Raw genomic sequence first — 19,373 nt, 5'->3', positions numbered from 1 at the left:
GGCGGGCAGCACAAACGATGGTTGCGCCGGCATCAACGCTGCGGGTGCTCAAGCGCCTCTATCAGGGCCGCTTCAGCACCATCAGCCGCGCCTTGCTGCCAGGCCGCAACGAAGCGGTGATCGTCAAGCAGCTCGAGCGCGCGCGCTGCCCGCCCGGCATGCTCGCCCGCCTGCGCCACGAGCACACCCTGCTCGCCACGCTCGCGCTCGACGGCGTGGTCGGCTCGCTCGAGCACGTCGAGCTCGAACGCGGACCTGCGCTGATCTTCCCCAACCACGAGGCGCGCTCGCTGCGCCAGCTGATGCGCTCGGGCGAACACGAATGGCACGACTGGCTGGCGATCATGATCGGGCTCAGCGAGCTGATCGGCCGCCTGCACGAAGTGCGCGTGATCCACAAGCAGATCAACCCCGACCATGTGCTGATCACCGCCGCAGGCCGGCCGCAGCTGATCGACTTCAGCCTCGCCACCCGCTTCGTCAGCGAGCAGGCGAGCTGGAATACGCCCCAGCTGGCGAGCCACCGCCTGCCCTACATCGCCCCCGAGCAGACCGGGCGCATCAACCGCGCGATCGACTACCGCACCGACTACTACAGCCTCGGCACCACGCTGTACGAGCTGCTGACCGGCCAGCACCCTTTCGCCGGCCGCGAAGGGCTCGACCTGGTGCACTGCCACATCGCCCATCGCCCGCGCCCGCCCCACCTGATCAACCGCACCCTGCCCGAGGCGGTGTCGGCGCTGGTACTGAAGCTGCTCGCCAAGGACGCGGCCGACCGCTACCAGTCGACCCACGGCATCGTGCACGACCTGCGCGAATGCCTCCACCGCCACGGCACCGGCATCACCGCGGGCGGTTTCGCGCTCGCCTCGCGCGACGTTTCCGCGCGCTTCCAGGTGGCGCAGAAGCTGTACGGCCGCGAACCCCTGCTCACCGAGCTCGACGGCCTGATCGAGCGCTGCACGGCCGGCGGCCAGTCCCTGGTGCTCGTCAGCGGCTACACCGGGGTCGGCAAATCCAGCCTGGTCCATGAGCTGCGCCAGAACGTGCTCGCCCGCGGCGGCCAGTTCAGCAGCGGGAAATTCGACCAGTACCGCCGCCAGCGCCCGCACGCCGCCCTGCTGCAGGCCCTGCGCGGCCTCATCCGCCAGCGCCTGACCGAATCCGGCGAACAGCTCGAAGCGCTGCGCACCCGCCTGCGCGAACAGCTCAGCGGCTACCTCGGGACGCTGCTACGCCTGCTCCCCGAGCTCGGCTTCATCGTCGGCGAAGCCGAACGCGAGCGCGCCCGCCCGAGCTTCGACGAGCAGGGACGGCTGCAGCTGTTTTCGCGCCTGCTCGGCGTCCTGATCGAGCCCGAGCGCCCCTTCGCCCTCTTCCTCGACGATCTGCAATGGGCCGACCTCGCCTCGCTGCGCCTGATCGAGGCCCTCGCCGCCACCCCGCGCCTGCCCCACCTGCTGCTCGTGGGCAGCTACCGCCACAACGAAATCGGCCCCGAACACCCCTTCGCCGCCACCCTCGAACGCCTGCGCAGCGCGCCGCTGGAACTCGTCGAACACCAGCTGCAGCCCCTCGACCTCGCCCAGGTGCGCCGTCTCATCGCCGATACGCTGCGCTGCAGCGAGCGTGAATGCGCCTCCCTGGCCGAGATCTGCCACGACAAGACCCAGGGCAACCCCTTCTTCCTCAAGCAGTTCCTCGATGCGCTCTACGACGAAGGCCTGATCCGCTTTCACAGCCCGCGCTGGGAATGGGACGAGGACGCGATCCGCACGCGCGAGATCGCCGCCGACGTCGCCGCGCTGATGATCGGCAAGATCCGCCGCCTGCCCCCCGCCACCCGCCACGTGCTGCCGCTCGCGGCCTGCATCGGCAACACCTTCGACGTCCGCACCCTGGCACTGGTCGGCGAAACCACGCCCGAGCGCATCACTGCCATGCTGTGGCCGGCCCAGGCCGAAGGGCTGATCGTCGCCCTCGACGACAGCTACCGCCCGGGCGGGGAGCGCGAGGCCGGCACCACCCGCTACCGTTTCATCCACGACCGCATCCAGCAGGCCGCCTACTCGCTGCTCGCCGCCGGCGAACGCGACGCCCTCCACCTGCAGGTCGGGCGCCTGCTGCGGCAAAGCCTCGACACCGGCGAGCTCGACCGCCGCGTGTTCGAGATCGCCGGCCACCTGAACCTCGCCCGCGGGCTCATCGACGACCCCGACGAGCAGGTCGCGCTCGCCGCGCTGAACCTGTGCGCGGGACAGCGCGCGCGCGAATCGGCGGCGTTCGAGTCGGCGCTCGACTACCTGCGCACCGGCGTCGATGCGCTGCCGCCCGACCGCTGGCAGGCGCACTACCGGCTCGCCCTCGAGCTCCACCTCGCCGCCGCCGAAGCCGCCCACAGCCGCGGCGACGCGGCGCTGATGGCCGCCTTGCTCGCCGACGCCGAAGGCCACGCCGGCGACCCGCTCGATGTCGTCCGCTGCCACGAGATCCGCATCCAGGCCCACGTCGCCCGCAACCGCTTCGCCGATGGCCTGGAAACCGCCCGCCAGGCGCTGGCGATGCTCGGCGTCAAGCTGCCCGCGGCCCCGGGGCGGCTGCGCATCGCCGCCGAACTGCTGGGCACCCGCCTGCTGCTGCGCCGGTGCACCGCCGAGCAGCTGCTGAAGATGCCGGCGACCACCGAGGCGCGGATGCTGACCGCGCAGTCGATCCTTGCCGGCATGTTCGGCATCGTCAAGTTCTCCAGCTCGGCGCTGCGCCCGCTGGTGATGGCGCGCCAGGTCGAGCTCGCCCTGCGCCACGGCCACACCGACGCCACCGCCCCCGCGCTCGCCAGCTTCGGCGGCGTGCTGTGCGGCCTGCTCGACGCCGTCGACGAAGGCTGGCGCGCCGGACAGCTGGCGATGACGCTGGAGGCGGCGCGCCCGGCGCGCACCACCCGCCACCGCAGCCTGGCGATGTTCAACACCTATGTCCGCCATTTCAAGGAGCCCCTGGCCGACGTCCTCGACGGCCTGATGGAAGCCCACCGCAGCGCGCTCGATTGCGGCGACCTCGAATATGCCGCCTACAGCCTCGCCGCCCACATCCAGTACGCCTTTCCGCTGATGCGCGACTGTGCGGCGCAGGCCCAGCAGCTCGCCCGCCAGCTCGCCCAGCTGGAGCAGACCGGGCAGAAGCAGTCGCTGCAATACTGCTACATGGCGCTGCAGGCGGTAACCAAGCTGCGCACGCCCGGCGCCGAGCCCACCGCGCTCGACGGCGGGCACTACCGCGAACAGCTCATGCTCGCCGAACACCTGCGCGAGAACCACCGCACCGCGGCATGCCTGCATCACTTCTACAAGGCCCTGCTGTGCTTCGTCTTCGCCGACCATGCACAGGCCCGGGTGCACTGCGAGCTGGGAGCGGAACACCTGCCCTACGTCGCCGGCACCTTCACCGCGGCCTGGTTCCGCGGCCTGCACGCGCTCGCCGTGCTGCGCACCCTGCCGCCCTCGGGGCGGGCGCGACGCGACGGGCTGCGCACCGTGGACCGGATCATCGCCCAGACCGTGCGCTGGGCGCGGCACTGCCCGGCCAACCACGAACACCGCCTGGCCCTGATCCGCGCCGAACGGCTGCGGGTCAAGGGCCGCCCGCTGGCGGCGATGGCGGCTTACGACCGCGCCATCGCCCTCGCCGAAACCCACGGCTTCGCCCTCGAAGCCGCCCTCGCCTGCGAACTGGCCGCGCGCTTCCACCTCGACAACGGCGCCCGCACCACCGCCCGCGGCTATTTCGAAGACAGCGCCACCCGCCTCGCCGCGCTCGGCGCCCACGGCAAGCTCGCCCACCTGCGCACCACGCTCGAACAGGACGGGCTGTGGATGCAGAACAGCGGCGGCGCACCGGCCGATGCCGACGACGAAGGCCCGGCGAGCAACCAGGCGTTCGACATCGGCGCGGTGATCAAGGCCTCGCAGACGATCTCCGACGAGATCGTCCTCGACCGCCTGCTCGAGCGCCTGATGCAGCTCGCCCTCGCCAGCGCCGGCGCCCAGCGCGGCGCGCTGGTGCTGAGCCGCCAGCAGCGCCTGTACGTCGAGGCCATCGCCGGACTCGAGGAAGCGCCGCGGCTGATGTGCGCGCTGCCCCTCGAGGACGGCGCCCAGAGCGTACCGGTGAGCGTCATCAACTACGTCGTGCGCACCGGCGAGCCGGTGGTGCTGGGCGACGCCTCGCGCCAGCCGATGTTCGCCCGCGACGCCTATGTCCACGCCGAGCGCCCGCGCTCGCTGCTGTGCATGCCGATCCTGTACCACGGCGAGCTCACCGCGGTGCTCTACCTCGAACACCGTCACAGCCACGACATCTTCGACCGCCGCCGCCTGGAAACCCTGCGCATCCTCGCCGCCCAGGCGGCGATCTCGATCGAGAACGCCAAGCTCTACCTCGGCCTCCAGCAATCCGAGCAGGCCTACCGCTCGCTGTTCGAGAACGCCATCGAAGGCATCTTCCGCGTCGACCCCGAGGGCCGCTTCATGTCGGCCAACCCCGCCCTGGTGCAGTTGCTCGGCTACGACTGCGCCGACAGCTTCCTCGCCACCGTCACCGACGTCAGCACCCAGTGCTTCGTCCTCGCCGAAGAGCAGCGCCGCTTTCTCGGCCGTCTCCACATGGCCGAACAGGTGGTCGGGTTCGAGACCCGCTGGCGCCGCCGCGACGGCAGCGAGATCGACGTCTCGATCTCCGCCCGCCGCGTGTTCGACGGCGAACAGCGGCTGCGCTACTACGAAGGTTCGCTGACCGACATCAGCGCGCGCAAGGCCAAGGAAGGGGCGGAGCTGGCGCGCGAGAAGGCCGAAGCGGCGAACGAGGCCAAGAGCGACTTCCTCGCCACCATGAGCCACGAGATCCGCACGCCGATGAACGGCATCCTCGGCATGACCCAGCTGCTCGCGCGCTCCAGCCTCGACCCCCACCAGCGCGAATGGGTCGAGGCAATCGGGCGCTCGGGGCACAACCTGCTCGGGATCCTCAACGACATCCTCGACTTCAGCAAGATCGAGGCCGGCCAGCTGACGCTCGAAAGCGCGCCGTTCTCGCCCGCCGCGGTACTCGAAGAACTGCGCCCGATGCTGGCGTCGATGGCGCAGCACAAGGGCCTGAGCCTGCGCCTGGCAATCGCCGGCGGGCTGCCCGCGGGCGTCGTCGGCGACCGCCGCGCGCTGACCCAGATCCTGCTCAACCTCGCCGGCAACGCGGTGAAGTTCACCGCCCGCGGGTTCATTTCGGTCGCCGCCACGGTGGTGGAAAAAGAAGGCAGGCGCAGCGCGCCGGCGCACAGCCGCCTGCGCTTCGAGGTCGAAGACAGCGGCATCGGCATCGCCACCGAAGCGCAGGAACGGATCTTCAGCCACTTCTCCCAGGCCGACAGCTCGATCACCCGCCGCTTCGGCGGCACCGGCCTGGGACTGGCGATCTGCCGCCGCCTGGTGGAACTGCACGGCGGCGAGATCGGCGTGCACAGCACCCCCGGCAACGGCAGCCTGTTCTGGTTCGAGATCGGCTACCCCCACGGCAGCGTGCCCGCACCCCCGCCGCCTCTCCTCCCCTGCCCCGCACCGGGCCGGCCGCTGGAGGTGCTGGTGGTCGAGGACGTGGACACCAACCGCCAGGTCGCCCGCGCCTTGCTGGAGAGCGAGGGCCACCGGGTGAGCATCGCCGAGGACGGTTTCGGTGCACTGGCGCTGCACCACGACCACGACTACGACGTGATCCTGATGGACATCCACCTGCCCGAGCTCGACGGCCTGGAGACCACCCGCCGCATCCGCGCCCATGCCGATCCGCGCAAGGCTGCAGTGCGCATCGTCGCCCTCACCGCCTCGGTCACCGGCGAGGAACTCCGCCGCTACCTCGACGCCGGCATCGACGCCGTGCTCGGCAAGCCGCTGCGCTACGAAGTGCTCATGCACACGCTGTACGCCGGCACCCCGGCGCTGGAGATGGAGCTCGCCGCTTCCGGCCTGACGGCCGGCCCCCCCGCCGTACCAGCCGCGCCTTCACCCACGGTGCGGCCCGCCGCAGCGCTGCTCGCCCCCGAAGTCCTCGACGGCCATTTCCGCCAGCTCGGCCAGGCACGCATGGACAGCCTGCTCGCGCTGCTCGAACAGCAGTGCCGCGAGCTCGTCGCCGAACTGGGCCGCTGCCCCGACCCCGAGGCCCAGCGCGACATCGCCCACCGCCTCGCCGGCACCGGCGCGAACTTCGGCCTCGCCGCCCTCGCCGCACGCTGCCGCGAGCTCGAGCGCAGCGCCGCCGAGCTCGACCTGCGCCCCGAAAGCACTCCCCTTACCCACCTGCTCGAAGCCAGCCTGGCCGCCATCGACCGTCGCGGCGGCCGCGCCCCGGCACTGGCCTGAGACCCCGCCACGGCGGGCCGGGAGCACTTTCCCACGGCGCGCCAAGGCGCTGTATCGCCCCGCTACAACTGCGCACAAATCGGCACATTTCACGAAAAGCCGGTTTACACCGCAGGGCTAGGCTAGCGCCATCCGTCACACTGCAAGGCAGTGCGCATGGCGGCATTGCATTTACCCAGAGGGGACCCGGACGATGTACGAAGCACTTGCAAAAAGAACCTCCACCCTGGTCATCGACGGCCGCGCGGTCGCGGGCGAGCGGGGCACGCTGCCGGTGATCGATCCTGCGCTTGGCGAACCCTTCGCCGAGTGTCCGAGCGCCTCCAGCGCCCAGCTCGATGCCGCGGTCGCCGCCGCCAACCGTGCTTTCGCCCAGTGGCAGCACAGCAGCTGCGAAGAGCGCCGCGCGCTGCTGCTGAAGATCGCCGACCGGATCGAGCACAATGCCCCCGAGCTGGCCGAAATCATCGTCCGCGAGCAGGGCAAGCCGCTGGCGCTGGCGCAGATGGAAGTGGGCGGTGCGGTGGCATGGACGCGCGCCACCGCAGCGCTGGAGCTGCCGGTGGAAGTCATCGAGGACAGCCCGACCAAGCGCATCGAGCTGCACCGCCGCCCGCTCGGCGTGGTCGGTTCGATCACGCCCTGGAACTGGCCGCTGATGATCGCGGTATGGCACATCATGCCCGCACTGCGTGCCGGCAACACGGTGGTGATCAAGCCCTCCGAGCTGACCCCGCTGAACACCTTGCGCCTGGTCGAGCTGATCGCCGAAGTCGCCCCTCCCGGGCTGGTCAACGTGGTCGCCGGCGGCAGCGCGATCGGGCGCGACATGTCCGGCCACGCCGGCATCCGCAAGATCGTGTTCACCGGTTCGACGCCGACCGGCCAGGACATCATGCGCAACGCCGCCGGCACCCTGAAGCGCCTCACCCTGGAGCTCGGCGGCAACGATGCCGGGATCGTGCTGCCCGGAGCCGACATCGACGCCATTGCCGAAGGCGTGTTCCAGAGCGCCTTCCTCAACATGGGCCAGACCTGCGCCGCGCTCAAGCGCCTCTACGTCCATGAGTCCCAGTACGAGCAGATGTGCGCGCGCCTGGTGGCGGTCGCCGCACGGCAGAAGGTCGGCAACGGCCTCGAAGAAGGGGTGAGCTTCGGCCCGATCCAGAACCGCGACCAGTTCGAGCTGGTGTGCGAGCTGGTCGACGACGCCCGCGCCGCCGGCGCCCGCATCCTGTGCGGCGGCGAACCGCTGCCGGGGAAGGGCTACTTCTATCCGCCGACCATCGTCGCCGACGTCACCGACGGCACCCGCCTGGTCGATGAGGAGCAGTTCGGGCCGGTCCTGCCGGTGATCCGTTACGCCACCGTGGACGAGGCGGTGCTGCGCGCCAACGCCAGCGACAACGGCCTCGGCGGCTCGGTGTGGTCGTCCGACATCGAACAGGCGCGCGCCGTCGCCGCCCGCCTCGAATGCGGCACGGTGTGGATCAACGGCCACGCCGAAGTGCTGCCGCACTGCCCCTTCGGCGGCTGCAAGATGTCCGGCTTCGGCGTCGAGTTCGGCCTCGAGGGCCTGCTCGAATACACCCGCCCGCAGCTGTTCAACATCAATCGCCCCGCGCCTTGAAATGGCCGCAGCCCCCCGCAGTGCACAGCCCCTGCTGCGCTACCCGTCCCGCCCTGCGGCGGGGCGGGACGGCGCGGGCGGCGCGCACCGTGCGGCGGGCGAAACGAACCGGAGCGCAGCGGACGGTGCGCCGGCCCTGACCCCTCTCCCGGCCACCGGCGCGGCGGACGTGGCGGTGACGATGGTGCGCCCGCGCAACCTGCAGCCCCTGTTCACCAGCCGGGGCGAGCGCACCGCGTTCTGGCATCGGGCGCTGGGCGACGAAGCGCTCGCACACTGGCTCGCCGCCCTCCGGCCGACGCGCCTGCACGTCGGCAGCGAGTTCTGTGAACGCCTGTTGCCGACCCCGGCGCAGCTGATCCTGAACCTGGTCGAGGCCCGCGAGTACGGCCTCGGCGTCTCCCTGCTGACCCCGGTCGCTTCGCCGCAAGTGATCGATGCGCTGGCCGAGCTTCTGGCATTGCTGCCGGCCGGCGCCGAAGTCGTGGTCAGCGACTGGGGCGTCGCCCTCCTGCTGCAGGAACGCTTCCCGCAGCTGACGCCGGTCGCCGGCCGGATCCTGTGCCGGATGCTGAAGGATCCGCGCCTGGGCAATCCGCAGTACGCCCCGCCGGCGGGCCATGACCTCGCCTCGCCGTGGCTCGATACCGTGCTGCGGCGGCTGAACGTCGCCCGGCTGGAGATGGATCTGCCGCTGTTCGCCGGCGACGGAACGTTTTCCGGGGCGCCGCTGCCGCTCGACGTGCACCTGCCTTTCGCCTTCGTCGCCAAAGGGCGGATGTGCCGCACTGCCGGCCTCGCCCGCAGCGGGCCGGAGCGTTTTTCGCCGCGCCCCTTGTGCCATCACGAATGCCTCGGCCTGCGCGCGGACACCGTGCGCGAGGCGATGGACGACGCCTGGCAGACCGTGCATGTGGGCAACACCGTGCTCTGCCGGCATTCGCCCGCCACCCTCGCCGCGGTCAGCCGCGCCGTGGCCGCAGGCAGGATCGCGCGCCTGATCGTCCCCGGAGAAGCGGTATGAAGATCGTCGCCCCGATCCGCCACCCCGACGAGATCGCCCCCCTTGCCGAGGCCGGCGCCGGCGAGCTGTACTGCGGGGTGACGCCGCGCGAATGGGCCGCACGCTTCGGCGGCGCCAGCGCCAACCGCCGCCCGGGCGGCAACCTCGGCTCGCTGGCCGAGCTCGAGCGCGCCCTCGGCCTGGCCCACACCCACGGCGCGACGCTGTCGCTGGTGCTCAACTCCCAGCACTACTCGGCCGTGCAGATCGAATTCGCCCTCGGGATCGCGCGCAGCTACCAGGCCATGGGCGGCGACGCCCTGATCGCGAGCGACATCGGCCTGATCGTCGCGCTCGCCGAAGCCCTCCCCGGAATGCGGGTCCATCTGAGCTCGGTCGCCACCTGCCGCAACGTCCACGCCGCCCGCCTGTACCGCGAATTCGGCATCCGCCGGCTGATCCTGCCGCGCGACGTGACCCTGGACGAAGCCGCCGAAATCGCCTCCGCCCTGCCCGAGCTCGAAGTCGAGGCCTTCATCCTCAACGACGGCTGCGTGTACGAGGAAGGCAGCTGCAATACCCTCCATCTTCCGGCACCACTCGGCGGGCCGATCTGCCTCGATCACTACCAGTACCGCCACCGCCACCGCGACGGCCGGCCGCTGTCGGCGAGCCTGCAGGAGCGCCTGGAGGAAAACGACCAGGCCTACCGGCGCTGGCTGTGGTACCGCTTTTCCTGCGGCTTCACGACCACCGCCGAAGGCCTGCCCTACGGCCCCTGCGGCCTGTGTGCCGTGCCCCGGCTGGCCGGCGGCGGCATCCACGCGGTGAAGATCGCCGGGCGCGAAGGCCCGCTGCCGCGCAAGCTGGCCAGCGTGCGGATGGTGCGTACCATCGTCGACGCCCAGCTCGCTGGCCAGCCTCCGCACGAGGTCGCCGCACTGGCGCGCGGCCTGCGTCCTTCCCACGAGCACTGCCGTACCGGCTACATGTGCTACTACCCCGAAGTCGCGGGCGATGCGGCACAAGCGCCGCCTTTTCCGCCACCGCCCGACGCCTGAAGGAAGCCCCTGCAGCGCGCGGCCTGGCCAGCGGGACGTTGACATTTATCAATGTTTGACGTCCAACAGTTTGACTTCAAAAAAAGCAGCTCCGATACTCCGGACATCGGTCTGCAGCGGCGGACTTTTCTCGGAGACCAGCATGAAGACGGACATCAGGAGTCGGGTGGATCGGCTGCTCGCACGCATGGAAGCGACCCCCCAGTACCCTGGGCAAGGCAAGGTCCTGTTCGTCGACCTCGAACAGCAGGCGCTGCGCAGCGCCTACCTGCCGCTGGAGATCGTGCGCACTTTCCTCGGTGGCCGCGGTGCCAACATGATGCTGCTGTACAACCTGTTCGAAGACGGCCGCCAGCCGCTCGAGCCCGAAGTGCCGCTGGTCTTCGGTGTCGGCATCATGACCACCACCCTGCCCTCGGCCACCCGCGGCAACTTCACCAGCTGCTCGCCCGACAGCCACGCCATCCTTGACGCCAGCGGCGGCGACTACTTCCCCGCCTTCCTCAAGCGCAACGGCTACGACCACCTGGTGATCTACGGCCGCAGCGCGCAGTGGACGATGCTCGAGATCGATGGCGACACGGTGTCCTTCCGCGATGCCGCCCCCTATGTCGGGATGGACAACATCGATTTCACCACCGCCATCGAACGCGATCTGGGCCTGAAGGAACGGGAAGACCTGGCGATGGCCCGGATCACCCGCGCCGGTGAAAACCTCGTCCTGTCGGCCGGCATCATGGGCGGGCCGAAGGCGATCTGGGCCCGCGGCGGCGGCGGCGCGAAGATGGGCTCGCTGCAGCTGAAAGCCATCCTGGTGCGCGGCAAGGGGCGCCAGATCCCGACCTCGAAGGACTTCAAGCTCGGCGGCAAGGCGATCGGCCAGAAGATCCTCGGCACCAGCGTGATCCAGAACGCGCTGAAGAAGGTCGGCACCCCCTTCCTCTACAAGCCCAGCCGCGCGCTGGGGGCGATCGGCACCAAGAACAACCAGGAAACCACCTGGCACGAAACCCTGGACGCCGACAACTTCGACCCCTACCGCCCCGGCATGGACGGCTGTTACCTCTGTCCGGTGCAGTGCCGCGCGATGAACGACCTCACCCCCGAAGGCAAGGGTGGCTGGGGGGCGAGCGCGCTCAAGGGCCTGACCGGCAACGCCAGCTACGACAAGGCCCAGGCCGAAGTCGAGCACCACCGCGAGAAAACCTACAAGGGCATCCGCGGCGACGGCAAGTTCGACAAGTACGACCACGGCGACGGCCCCGAGTACGTCACCGTCGGCAAGTTCGGCCCCAACCTGGGGATTCGCGAACCCGAGCAGGTGCTGCGCCTGAACAACATCCTCAACGACCTCGGCATGGATTCGGCGAGCGCCGGCGGCGCCATCGGCTGGGCGATGGAGCTGTTCCAGCGCGGCATCCTCACCGCGGAGGACACCGGCGGCCTCGACCTGAGCTGGGGCAACTACCCGGTGATCGAGCAGCTGCTGTTCATGACTTCGCGCCGCCAGGGTTTCGGTGACGTCATCGCCGACGATGCACGCGCAGTCGAGAACGGCAAATATCCGCCCGCCGCGCTCGACTACCGGATGTCGGTCAAGGGCCTGTTCCAGTCCGACCCCCACGACGCCCGTATCCTGAAGGCGTTCGCGCTCGGGCTGGCGGTCGCCACCCGCGGCATGGACCACCTGCGCAACCGCGTCACCCTCGAGATCAACGCCCGCGTCAACGACGACCCCGAGTTCAAAACCGCGCTCTACGGCGGCTTCGTCGCCGCCGAACCGAACAGCTACATCGGCAAGGAATACGCCGTGCGCCGCTGCGAGAACACTTTCGCCGTCGGCGACTCGATCGGCATGTGCCGGTTCAACACCAAGCTGTTCAACTCGCCCAGCCTGCCCGACCTGGAGGATTTCCGCCGCCAGCTCAACGAGCTCGCCGGCCTGAACATGAGCGTTGCCGAACTCGAGGAGTGCGGGCGCAACATCATCGGCATCGAACGCCTGATGAACTACCGCCTCGGCCTGCGCGCGAGCGACGACACCCTGCCGCGGCGCTGGTTCGAGGAGCCGATCCAGGTCGGCCCGTTCAAGGGGGAAAAGATCGACCGCAGCGAATTCGAGGCGCTCAAGGCGCGCTTCTACGAAGTCACCGGCCTCGACGATCAGGGCATCCCGAAGCCGGAGTGGCACGAGCACCTGGCCCAGGTGGCGACCGGTTTCGCCGTCCGGGTGGCGCTCCCCGGCAGCCCGACGCGCACGGTGGTGCTCGACGAGCCGGTGGAAAACGTCGCCGAGCTGCGCACGGCGCTGGCCAGGCGCCTCGGTCGGGATGCGGAAACGCTGCAGGACCGCAGCCTGAACGTGGCGCTCGACGGCCACATGGTGCTGTCCGGCGAGTCTGCCGAGCCCGTGCGCAACGGCAGCAGCGTGGCCCTGGTGCCGGCCCTCGCCGGAGGCTGACGGGGCTCACCCCGCGCCGTCGGTCCGCCGGCGGTGCGGGTGAATCCGTCGAACGGATGAACGATGACTCGAACAGGCGCGGCGTTGGGGGGCAGCAGCAGCCCCCCCACGGGCGGTCAGTCGAGCACCACCTGCAGGCGGTCGTCGACGTAGCTCTGCAGCAGGTTGTTGATCGCGAACAGGGTGCCGGTGACCGCCGAAGGACAGCCGCCGCACGCGCCCTTGTAACGCACCGTCAAGGTGAAGTCCTGCAGGCGGAGGACGTCGATGCCGCCACCATCCTTGTCGAGGAAGGGGCGGATGTTCTCGTCGAGGATCATGTTGATCCGCATCAGCATCTCGGGATCGTCGGCTTCGACCTCGATCGGCGCCTCTTCCACTGCCGGCGCAGCGGCCGGCGCCGACGCCGACGCCCCGTCTTCGCGAGCGATGCCGATCACGCGCTTCGGTTTGTAGGCCTCGATGCAGTCGATCACCTTGGACTCGATCATGTCCCAGTCGGTCGCATGATGGCGGGTCACGGTGATGAACTCGGCGGTGCAGTAGGCCTCGATGACGCCGGGCACGCCGAGCAGGCTCTCGCCCAGGGCATCGCCCATGGCGTGCTTCGGAGAGGCGAAATGGCGCGGCGCGCCGCTGAACATCGGCGCATCGAGCATGAACTTGTTCGCCAGCGGGTTGGGCGTGGGGATGACGGCAGTAACGTTCGGCATGGCGGGACTCCTCCGGTTTTGGTCATGTGCGTGGGCTCGGGCGCCGGCGGTACACCGGTCGGCCCCTGATGCCTGAAGACGGGTTTTCTGGCAGCCGTTTGCTGGCAGAAAGCGGACAGGCCGTGCGGCGAATATTAGTTGTCGTTTACGTCAACGTCAATTATCATGAAGGTCATATGGTGATGGTTAACCCGCTCATCGGGAATCACGGGAAATGAAGGAATATCTGCTACTCCTGCTCGGCACCGCCCTGGTGAACAACGTCATCCTCGTTCGCTTCCTCGGGCTGTGCCCATTCCTGGGGGTGTCGAACAAGATCGACACCGCACTCGGCATGGGGCTGGCGACGACGTTCGTGCTGACCCTGACTTCGGGTGCCACCTGGGTGGTCGAACATGCCCTGCTGCGCCCGTTCGACATGATGTACCTGCGCATCATGACCTATATCCTGGTCATCGCCGCAGTGGTGCAATTCACCGAGATGGCGATCCAGAAGGCCAGCCCGGTACTGCACCACACCCTGGGCATCTACCTGCCGCTGATCACCACCAACTGCGCGGTGCTCGGCATCGCCCTGCTCAACATGCAGCAGGACAACAGCTTCGTGCAGAGCCTGCTGTACGGCGCGGGCTCGGCGGTCGGCTTCACCCTGGCGATCCTGCTCTTTGCCGGCCTGCGCGAGCGCGTCGCCCTGGCCAACGTGCCACCCGCTTTCGCCGGCGCCCCGATCGGCCTCATCACCGCCGGACTGCTGTCGCTCGCCTTCATGGGCTTCGCCGGCCTGCCCACACGCTGAATTCTCATCCGGCACAATCAAGGAGGACCACGACCATGATCACTTCCGTTCTTGTCGTCGCCACCATCGGCATGGTGCTGGGCTGGCTGCTGGGCACTGCAGGGCGCTGGCTCGGCAGCGAGGCCGACCCGATCGTCGAACGCATCACCGAAGTGCTGCCCGGCTCGCAATGCGGCCAGTGCGGCTTCCCCGGCTGCGGTCAGGCCGCCGCGGCACTGGCCGCGGGCGAAGCGCCGGTCACCCTGTGCCCGCCCGGCGGGCGCGCGGTGGCGGAAAAACTGGCCGAGATCCTCGGCGTCGGCCTCGATGCCGGCAGCATCGAAGACCGCGGCCCGGTGCTGGCGCGGGTGCGCACGACCAGCTGCATCGGCTGCTCGCGCTGCATCAAGGCCTGCCCCACCGATGCCATCGTCGGCGCCACCAAGCAGCTTCACGTAGTGCTGGCCGAAGCCTGCATCGGCTGCGGCGCCTGCGCCGAAGTGTGCCCGACCGAGGGCATCGACATCGAAGGCGTTCCGGTGACGCTGCGCAACTGGCGCTGGCACAAGCCGAAACTGACCGGCGTGTGAGGACTCCGAAGATGAAGATCTTCCGCTTCCGTGGCGGGGTCCATCCCGAAGGCAACAAGGACCCCACCGCCTGCCACCCGATCGCGCGCCTGCCGCTGCCCAAGCAGCTGTTCATTCCGCTGCAGCAGCACATCGGCGAGCCCGCCGCACCCGAAGTGAAGGTCGGCGACCATGTCCTCAAGGGCCAGCGCCTGGCCCGCCACCAGGGTTCGGTGTCGGCACCGGTCCACGCCCCGACCTCGGGCACGGTGGTCGCGATCGGCGACCACACCGCGCCCCACCCGTCGGGCCTGCCGGTGCAGACCGTCACCCTCGAGCCGGACGGCGAGGAGCGCTGGATCGACACCGACCCGGTGGCCGATCCGTTCACCCTGTCTGCGGCGGAAATCGCCGCCCGGGTGCGCGACGCAGGCATCGTCGGCCTGGGCGGCGCGGCCTTCCCCGCCGCGGTCAAGCTCGACGCCGGCAGCCGCCACAGCATCGACACGCTGATCATCAACGGCGGCGAATGCGAGCCCTACCTCAGTTGCGACGACCGCCTGATGCGCGAAGGCGCGGGCTACGTCGTCGAGGGCGTGCGCCTGATCGCACGCGCGCTGGGCACCCGGCTCACCTGCATCGCGATCGAGGACAACAAGCCCGAGGCGCTCGCGGCGATGAGCGCCGCTGCCGCCCCCTACCCCGAGATCAAGGTATTGCGCGTGCCTTCGCGCTATCCGATGGGCTCGGAAAAACAGCTGGTGCGCACCGTCACCGGCCTCGAGATTCCGGCGGGCCGGCTGTCGGCCGAAATCGGCGTCAGCGTGCATAACGTCGGCACCGCACTGGCCGTGTGCCGCGCGCTGCGCTTCGCCAAGCCGCTGGTGTCGCGGGTGGTCACCGTCGGCGGCGGCGCGATCCGCCAGCCGCGCAACGTGGTGGTGCCGATGGGCACCCCGGTGTCCGACCTGATCGACTTCTGCGGTGGTTTCATCGAGCAGCCGACCCGCCTGCTGATGGGGGGGCCGATGATGGGGCAGGTGCTGCCCGCGCTCGATGCGCCGGTGGTCAAGGGCACCAGCGGCATCATCGCCCTCACCGCCGCCGAGGCCCACGAAGCCTCGCCGCGCGCCTGCCTGCATTGCGGGCGCTGCGTGGACGTCTGTCCGGTCGGGCTGGTGCCGCTCGATCTGGCCGCCCGCATCCGTGCCGGGCGCATCGACGACGCCGCCGAACTGGGGATGAGCGATTGCCTTTCCTGTGGCTGCTGCTCCTACGTCTGTCCGGCCCACATCCCGCTCGCCCATTTGTTCAACTTCGCCAAGGGCGAGATCACCAACCGCCGCGAGGCCCAGCGCAAGGCCGAAGAAACCCGCAAGCTCGCTGAAGCCCGCCAGCAGCGCCTCGCCGCCCAGGCCGCGGCGAAGGCGGCCGCGCGCAAACCCGCCCCCTCCGAGGTCGAGCAATGAATCTGCAGCCCTCCGCCTCCGGACCGCTAGCCGCACCGCACGTCCATAGCCGGGGCAGCATCCCGCGCACCATGCGCGCGGTGATCACCGCCCTGCTCCCGGCCACCGCCTTCGGCCTGTACCTGTACGGCTGGCCGGCGGCGAACCTGCTCGTGCTGTCGATCGCGGCCTGCCTCGCCACCGAAGCGGCCTGCCTGGCGATCGGCCGCCGCCCACTCTGGTCCACGCTCGGCGACGGCTCCGCGGTATTGACCGGCCTGATCCTCGCCCTCTGCCTGCCGCCGTGGGCGCCGTGGTGGCTCGCGGTCCTCGGTGCGGCATTCGCGATCGTAGTTGGCAAGCAGGTGTTCGGCGGCCTCGGCCAGAACGTGCTGAACCCGGCGATGCTCGCCCGCGTCGCCCTGCTGGTGTCCTTCCCGCTCGAGATGACGAGCTGGATCGCACCGCAACCGTGGCTGTCCGCGGCCGCGCCCGGCTTTCTCGACGGGCTGGCGATCACCTTCGGCGGCGCGCCGGCGATCGATGCGCTGAGCACCGCCACCGCCCTCGCCCCGCTGCGCAGCGGCGGCGCCTTCGCCGCCGACGGCAGCGCCCTCGGTGCGCTCGCGCTCGGAACCGTCGCCGGCAGCATGGGCGAAACCTCGGCCCTGCTGCTGCTGCTCGGCGGCGGCTGGCTGATCGCCAAGCGCATCATCCCGTGGCAGATTCCGTTTGCCATGCTGTTGACGCTGGGCCTGCTCGCCACCGTCTTCCACCTCGTCGAGCCCGCCCGCTACGCCCCCCCGTTGCTCCACCTGCTGGCCGGCAGCGCCGTGCTGTGCGCCTTCTTCATCGCCACCGACCCGGTCGGCTCCCCGGTGACCGCCAGCGGGCGACTGATCTTCGGCGCCGGCATCGGCGCCCTCGTCTTCATCATCCGCAGCTGGGGCGGCTACCCGGAAGGGGTGGCGTTCGCCGTGCTGCTGATGAACGCGGCGACACCGCTGATCGACCATCTCGTGCGCCCGCGCCGCTATGGCCGCCAGCGCTCCGGTGCCCCGCTCCCCCTGCCTGCCAAGCGCACGGAGACGCCCCGATGACGACCACTGCCACCCAGGGCACACGGCGCCCCGGCCTGCTGCTCGGCGCGTTCGCGCTCGGTTGCAGCACGCTGCTCGCGTTCGGAAACAATTTCACCCGCGACGAGATCGCGCTGCGTCAGGCCGAAGACCTGCAGGCCACCCTGGTACAGACCGTACCGCCCGCCCTGCACGACAACGATCTGCTCGCCGACCCGCTGCAAATCGCGCGCGTCGGCGCCGCGCCGGTCACCGTCTACCGCGCCCGCCAGGGCAACGAAGTGACGGCGGTGGCCTACTCCTGGAGCACCGAAGCCGGCTACGGCGGCCCGATCTCGCTGATCGTCGGCGTCTCCCGCGAAGGACGCATCATCGGCGTGCGCGTGCTCTCGCACAGCGAAACTCCGGGGCTCGGCGACAAGATCGACATCCGCAAGTCGGACTGGGTGCGCAGCTTCGACGGCCGCACGTTCGATCCGGGCGCAACGCAGCACTGGGCGGTGCGCAAGGACGGAGGTGATTTCGACCAGTTCGCCGGCGCAACGATCACCCCCCGCGCCGTCGTCGGGGCGGTGCGCGAATCCCTCCAGTTCTTCGCCGAACACCGCGCCCGCCTGCTCGCCCCAGCCGCTCCGGCAGCGCAGGCCGAGCGCACGCCCGCAGAGCAATCGCAGCAGGGGAAACAGCCATGAGTCAACTGCGCCGGATCACCCGCGAAGGGGTCTGGGACAACAACATCGTCCTCGTCCAGTTGCTGGGGATGTGCCCGACCCTGGCCGTTACCGGCAGCGCCACCAACGGCCTCGGCATGGGCCTGGCCACCACCGCGGTGCTGGTCAGCTCGGGCGTGGCGGTGTCGCTGTTCCGCCGCATGATCGGCAAGGAAGTACGGATTCCGATCTACGTGCTGCTGATCTCGTCGATCGTCACCCTCGTCGACATGAGCATGAACGCCTGGGTGCACGAACTGCACAAGGTACTGGGCCTGTTCATTCCGCTGATCGTGGTGAACTGCGCGATCATCGGCCGCGCCGAAGCCTTCGCCTCCAAGCAGTCGCCGCTGATGGCCGCCGTCGACGGGCTGGCGATGGGCGTCGGCTTCACCCTGGCGCTGACCCTGCTGGGCGGCACCCGCGAGGTGATCGGCCAGGGCACCCTGTTCGCCGATGCCTCGATGCTGCTCGGCGAGAACTTTGCCTTTCTCGAGCTTCAGCTCGTCGAAGGCTATCGGGGGCTGTTGCTGATGATCCTCCCCCCCGGCGGCTTCATTGCACTCGGCTTCCTGGTGGCTGCGCGCCAGCGCATGACCCTGCGCGCCCGCCTGCGCACCCGGCTCGCCGCCTCGACCGCGGCCGCTGCGTCCTGAGCGTCCACCATCAGAAGGAGCGACCCATGAAGATCAGTGTCAGCTACGCCCATCCTGAACGTCCGGCCTGGCTGCGCCTGGAAGTGGCCGAAGGGTGCACGATCGCGGAGGCAATCGAGCGCTCCGGCATCCTCGGGCGCTACGAGTGCATCGACCTCGCACGCAACAAGGTCGGCGTGTTCGGCAAGATCCACCCCCTCGATGCCGTACTAAAGGAAGGCGACCGCGTCGAGATCTACATGCCCATCATCGTCGACCCCAAAACCGTGCCCACGCGCAAGAAAGGCGCAGCCAAGGCTGCGCCTTCTTCCGGAGAGAGCTGAGGCAGCGGGCTGCCGCCGCCAGGCTTCAGCGCGCCGCCACCGGCGCCGGTGAAGCCGGCGACGAAGCGGACGGGGCGGCCTCGCTTTTTCTCGCTGCGGTGACGCGCAGCGCATCGGCTTCGGCAATGTCGATTTCGCGCAGGATCGCGCGGATGTCCCGCATCTGCTGTTCGAGCAGCGCCCGGCGCTCGGCGAGCAGTCCCATGAAGTGGGCCGTGTGGGCGTCCTCGCCAGGGCCGTTGTCATAGAGTTCGAACAGCTGGCGGGTTTCGTTGAGCGAGAACCCGAGGCGTTTCCCGCGCAGGATCAGGCTCAGCCGGGCGCGGTCGCGGCGGCTGTAGATGCGGCGGCTGCCGCGCCGCGCCGGCGTGATCAGGCCCTGGTCTTCGTAATACCGGATCGCCCGCGTGGTGATGTTGAATTCATCGGCAAGGTCTGAAATCGTGTAGGTCGTGGCTCGCGCCGACTCCCTCGGGCGGACCACGCCCTGGGTCGTGCTGGTCATCATCGTTCTCTCCGCACTGGCCGTGAC

Annotated in this window: 14 protein-coding genes; 12 read left to right on the top strand and 2 right to left on the bottom strand. The window is 69.7% G+C overall.

Translation table 11 applies throughout. The features are described 5' to 3' along the window. Positions 1-17 precede the first annotated feature (17 nt). The 5 genes from Tchl_RS10635 (at position 18) to Tchl_RS10615 (ending at position 12,568) form a co-directional block, all read left to right on the top strand. Positions 18-6,413 carry an AAA family ATPase gene (locus Tchl_RS10635; RefSeq protein ID WP_075148384.1) on the top strand — a complete coding sequence of 2,132 codons (6,396 nt, stop codon included), beginning with the start codon at positions 18-20 and terminating at the stop codon, positions 6,411-6,413. Between the two features lie 193 nt (positions 6,414-6,606). Further along, on the top strand, positions 6,607-8,043 hold the full coding sequence (locus Tchl_RS10630) for an aldehyde dehydrogenase family protein (protein WP_075148383.1): 1,437 nt from the start codon (positions 6,607-6,609) through the stop codon (positions 8,041-8,043). 1 nt (position 8,044) lies between these two features. Further along, entirely contained in the window at positions 8,045-9,067 is a 1,023-nt protein-coding gene (locus Tchl_RS10625; protein WP_232311560.1) for a hypothetical protein, read from the top strand. Continuing rightward, the gene (locus tag Tchl_RS10620; protein ID WP_075148382.1) at positions 9,064-10,107 is read left to right on the top strand and encodes a U32 family peptidase; all 1,044 of its coding nucleotides are present in this window, start codon (positions 9,064-9,066) and stop codon (positions 10,105-10,107) included. The genes Tchl_RS10625 and Tchl_RS10620 overlap by 4 nt, the downstream gene beginning before the upstream one ends. A gap of 142 nt (positions 10,108-10,249) precedes the next feature. Beyond that, positions 10,250-12,568 carry an aldehyde ferredoxin oxidoreductase C-terminal domain-containing protein gene (locus tag Tchl_RS10615; RefSeq protein ID WP_075148381.1) on the top strand — a complete coding sequence of 773 codons (2,319 nt, stop codon included), beginning with the start codon at positions 10,250-10,252 and terminating at the stop codon, positions 12,566-12,568. 116 nt (positions 12,569-12,684) lie between these two features. On the opposite strand, the gene Tchl_RS10610 is transcribed toward Tchl_RS10615, so the two are convergent. After that, a complete protein-coding gene (locus Tchl_RS10610; RefSeq protein WP_075148380.1) occupies positions 12,685-13,281 on the bottom strand; it encodes a NifU family protein in 597 nt (198 codons plus the stop codon). A 214-nt stretch (positions 13,282-13,495) separates the two neighbouring features. Between Tchl_RS10610 and rsxA the strand changes: the two genes are divergently transcribed. The 7 genes from rsxA to Tchl_RS10575 are packed head-to-tail and all read left to right on the top strand — an operon-like array spanning position 13,496 to position 18,841. Then, entirely contained in the window at positions 13,496-14,077 is a 582-nt protein-coding gene (rsxA, locus tag Tchl_RS10605) for an electron transport complex subunit RsxA (RefSeq protein WP_075148379.1), read from the top strand. Positions 14,078-14,112: 35 nt separating this feature from the next. Further along, positions 14,113-14,646 (top strand): RnfABCDGE type electron transport complex subunit B, encoded by a 534-nt coding sequence (locus tag Tchl_RS10600; RefSeq protein ID WP_075148378.1) that lies wholly within the window; start codon positions 14,113-14,115, stop codon positions 14,644-14,646. Between the two features lie 11 nt (positions 14,647-14,657). Then, the gene (gene rsxC, locus Tchl_RS10595; RefSeq protein ID WP_075148377.1) at positions 14,658-16,094 is read left to right on the top strand and encodes an electron transport complex subunit RsxC; all 1,437 of its coding nucleotides are present in this window, start codon (positions 14,658-14,660) and stop codon (positions 16,092-16,094) included. Next, the gene (locus tag Tchl_RS10590; RefSeq protein WP_075148376.1) at positions 16,091-17,173 is read left to right on the top strand and encodes an RnfABCDGE type electron transport complex subunit D; all 1,083 of its coding nucleotides are present in this window, start codon (positions 16,091-16,093) and stop codon (positions 17,171-17,173) included. The genes rsxC and Tchl_RS10590 overlap by 4 nt, the downstream gene beginning before the upstream one ends. Further along, positions 17,170-17,844, top strand: coding sequence for an electron transport complex subunit RsxG (rsxG, locus tag Tchl_RS10585; RefSeq protein ID WP_075148375.1), 675 nt, complete (start codon positions 17,170-17,172; stop codon positions 17,842-17,844). Before Tchl_RS10590 ends, rsxG begins: the two co-directional genes overlap by 4 nt. Then, positions 17,841-18,518: an electron transport complex subunit E gene (locus Tchl_RS10580; RefSeq protein ID WP_075148374.1), complete on the top strand. Its 678-nt coding sequence runs from the start codon at positions 17,841-17,843 to the stop codon at positions 18,516-18,518. The genes rsxG and Tchl_RS10580 overlap by 4 nt, the downstream gene beginning before the upstream one ends. A gap of 26 nt (positions 18,519-18,544) precedes the next feature. Then, entirely contained in the window at positions 18,545-18,841 is a 297-nt protein-coding gene (locus Tchl_RS10575) for an RnfH family protein (RefSeq protein ID WP_075148373.1), read from the top strand. Between the two features lie 25 nt (positions 18,842-18,866). On the opposite strand, the gene Tchl_RS10570 is transcribed toward Tchl_RS10575, so the two are convergent. After that, positions 18,867-19,349, bottom strand: a complete 483-nt coding sequence (locus tag Tchl_RS10570) for a MerR family transcriptional regulator (RefSeq protein ID WP_075148372.1) — start codon at positions 19,347-19,349, stop codon at positions 18,867-18,869. Positions 19,350-19,373: the final 24 nt, after the last annotated feature.

It is taken from the genome of Thauera chlorobenzoica (assembly GCF_001922305.1).
GTDB lineage: Bacteria > Pseudomonadota > Gammaproteobacteria > Burkholderiales > Rhodocyclaceae > Thauera > Thauera chlorobenzoica.
Note: the sequence above shows the minus strand (reverse complement) of the source record. Positions and strands in the feature narration are given on the sequence as shown.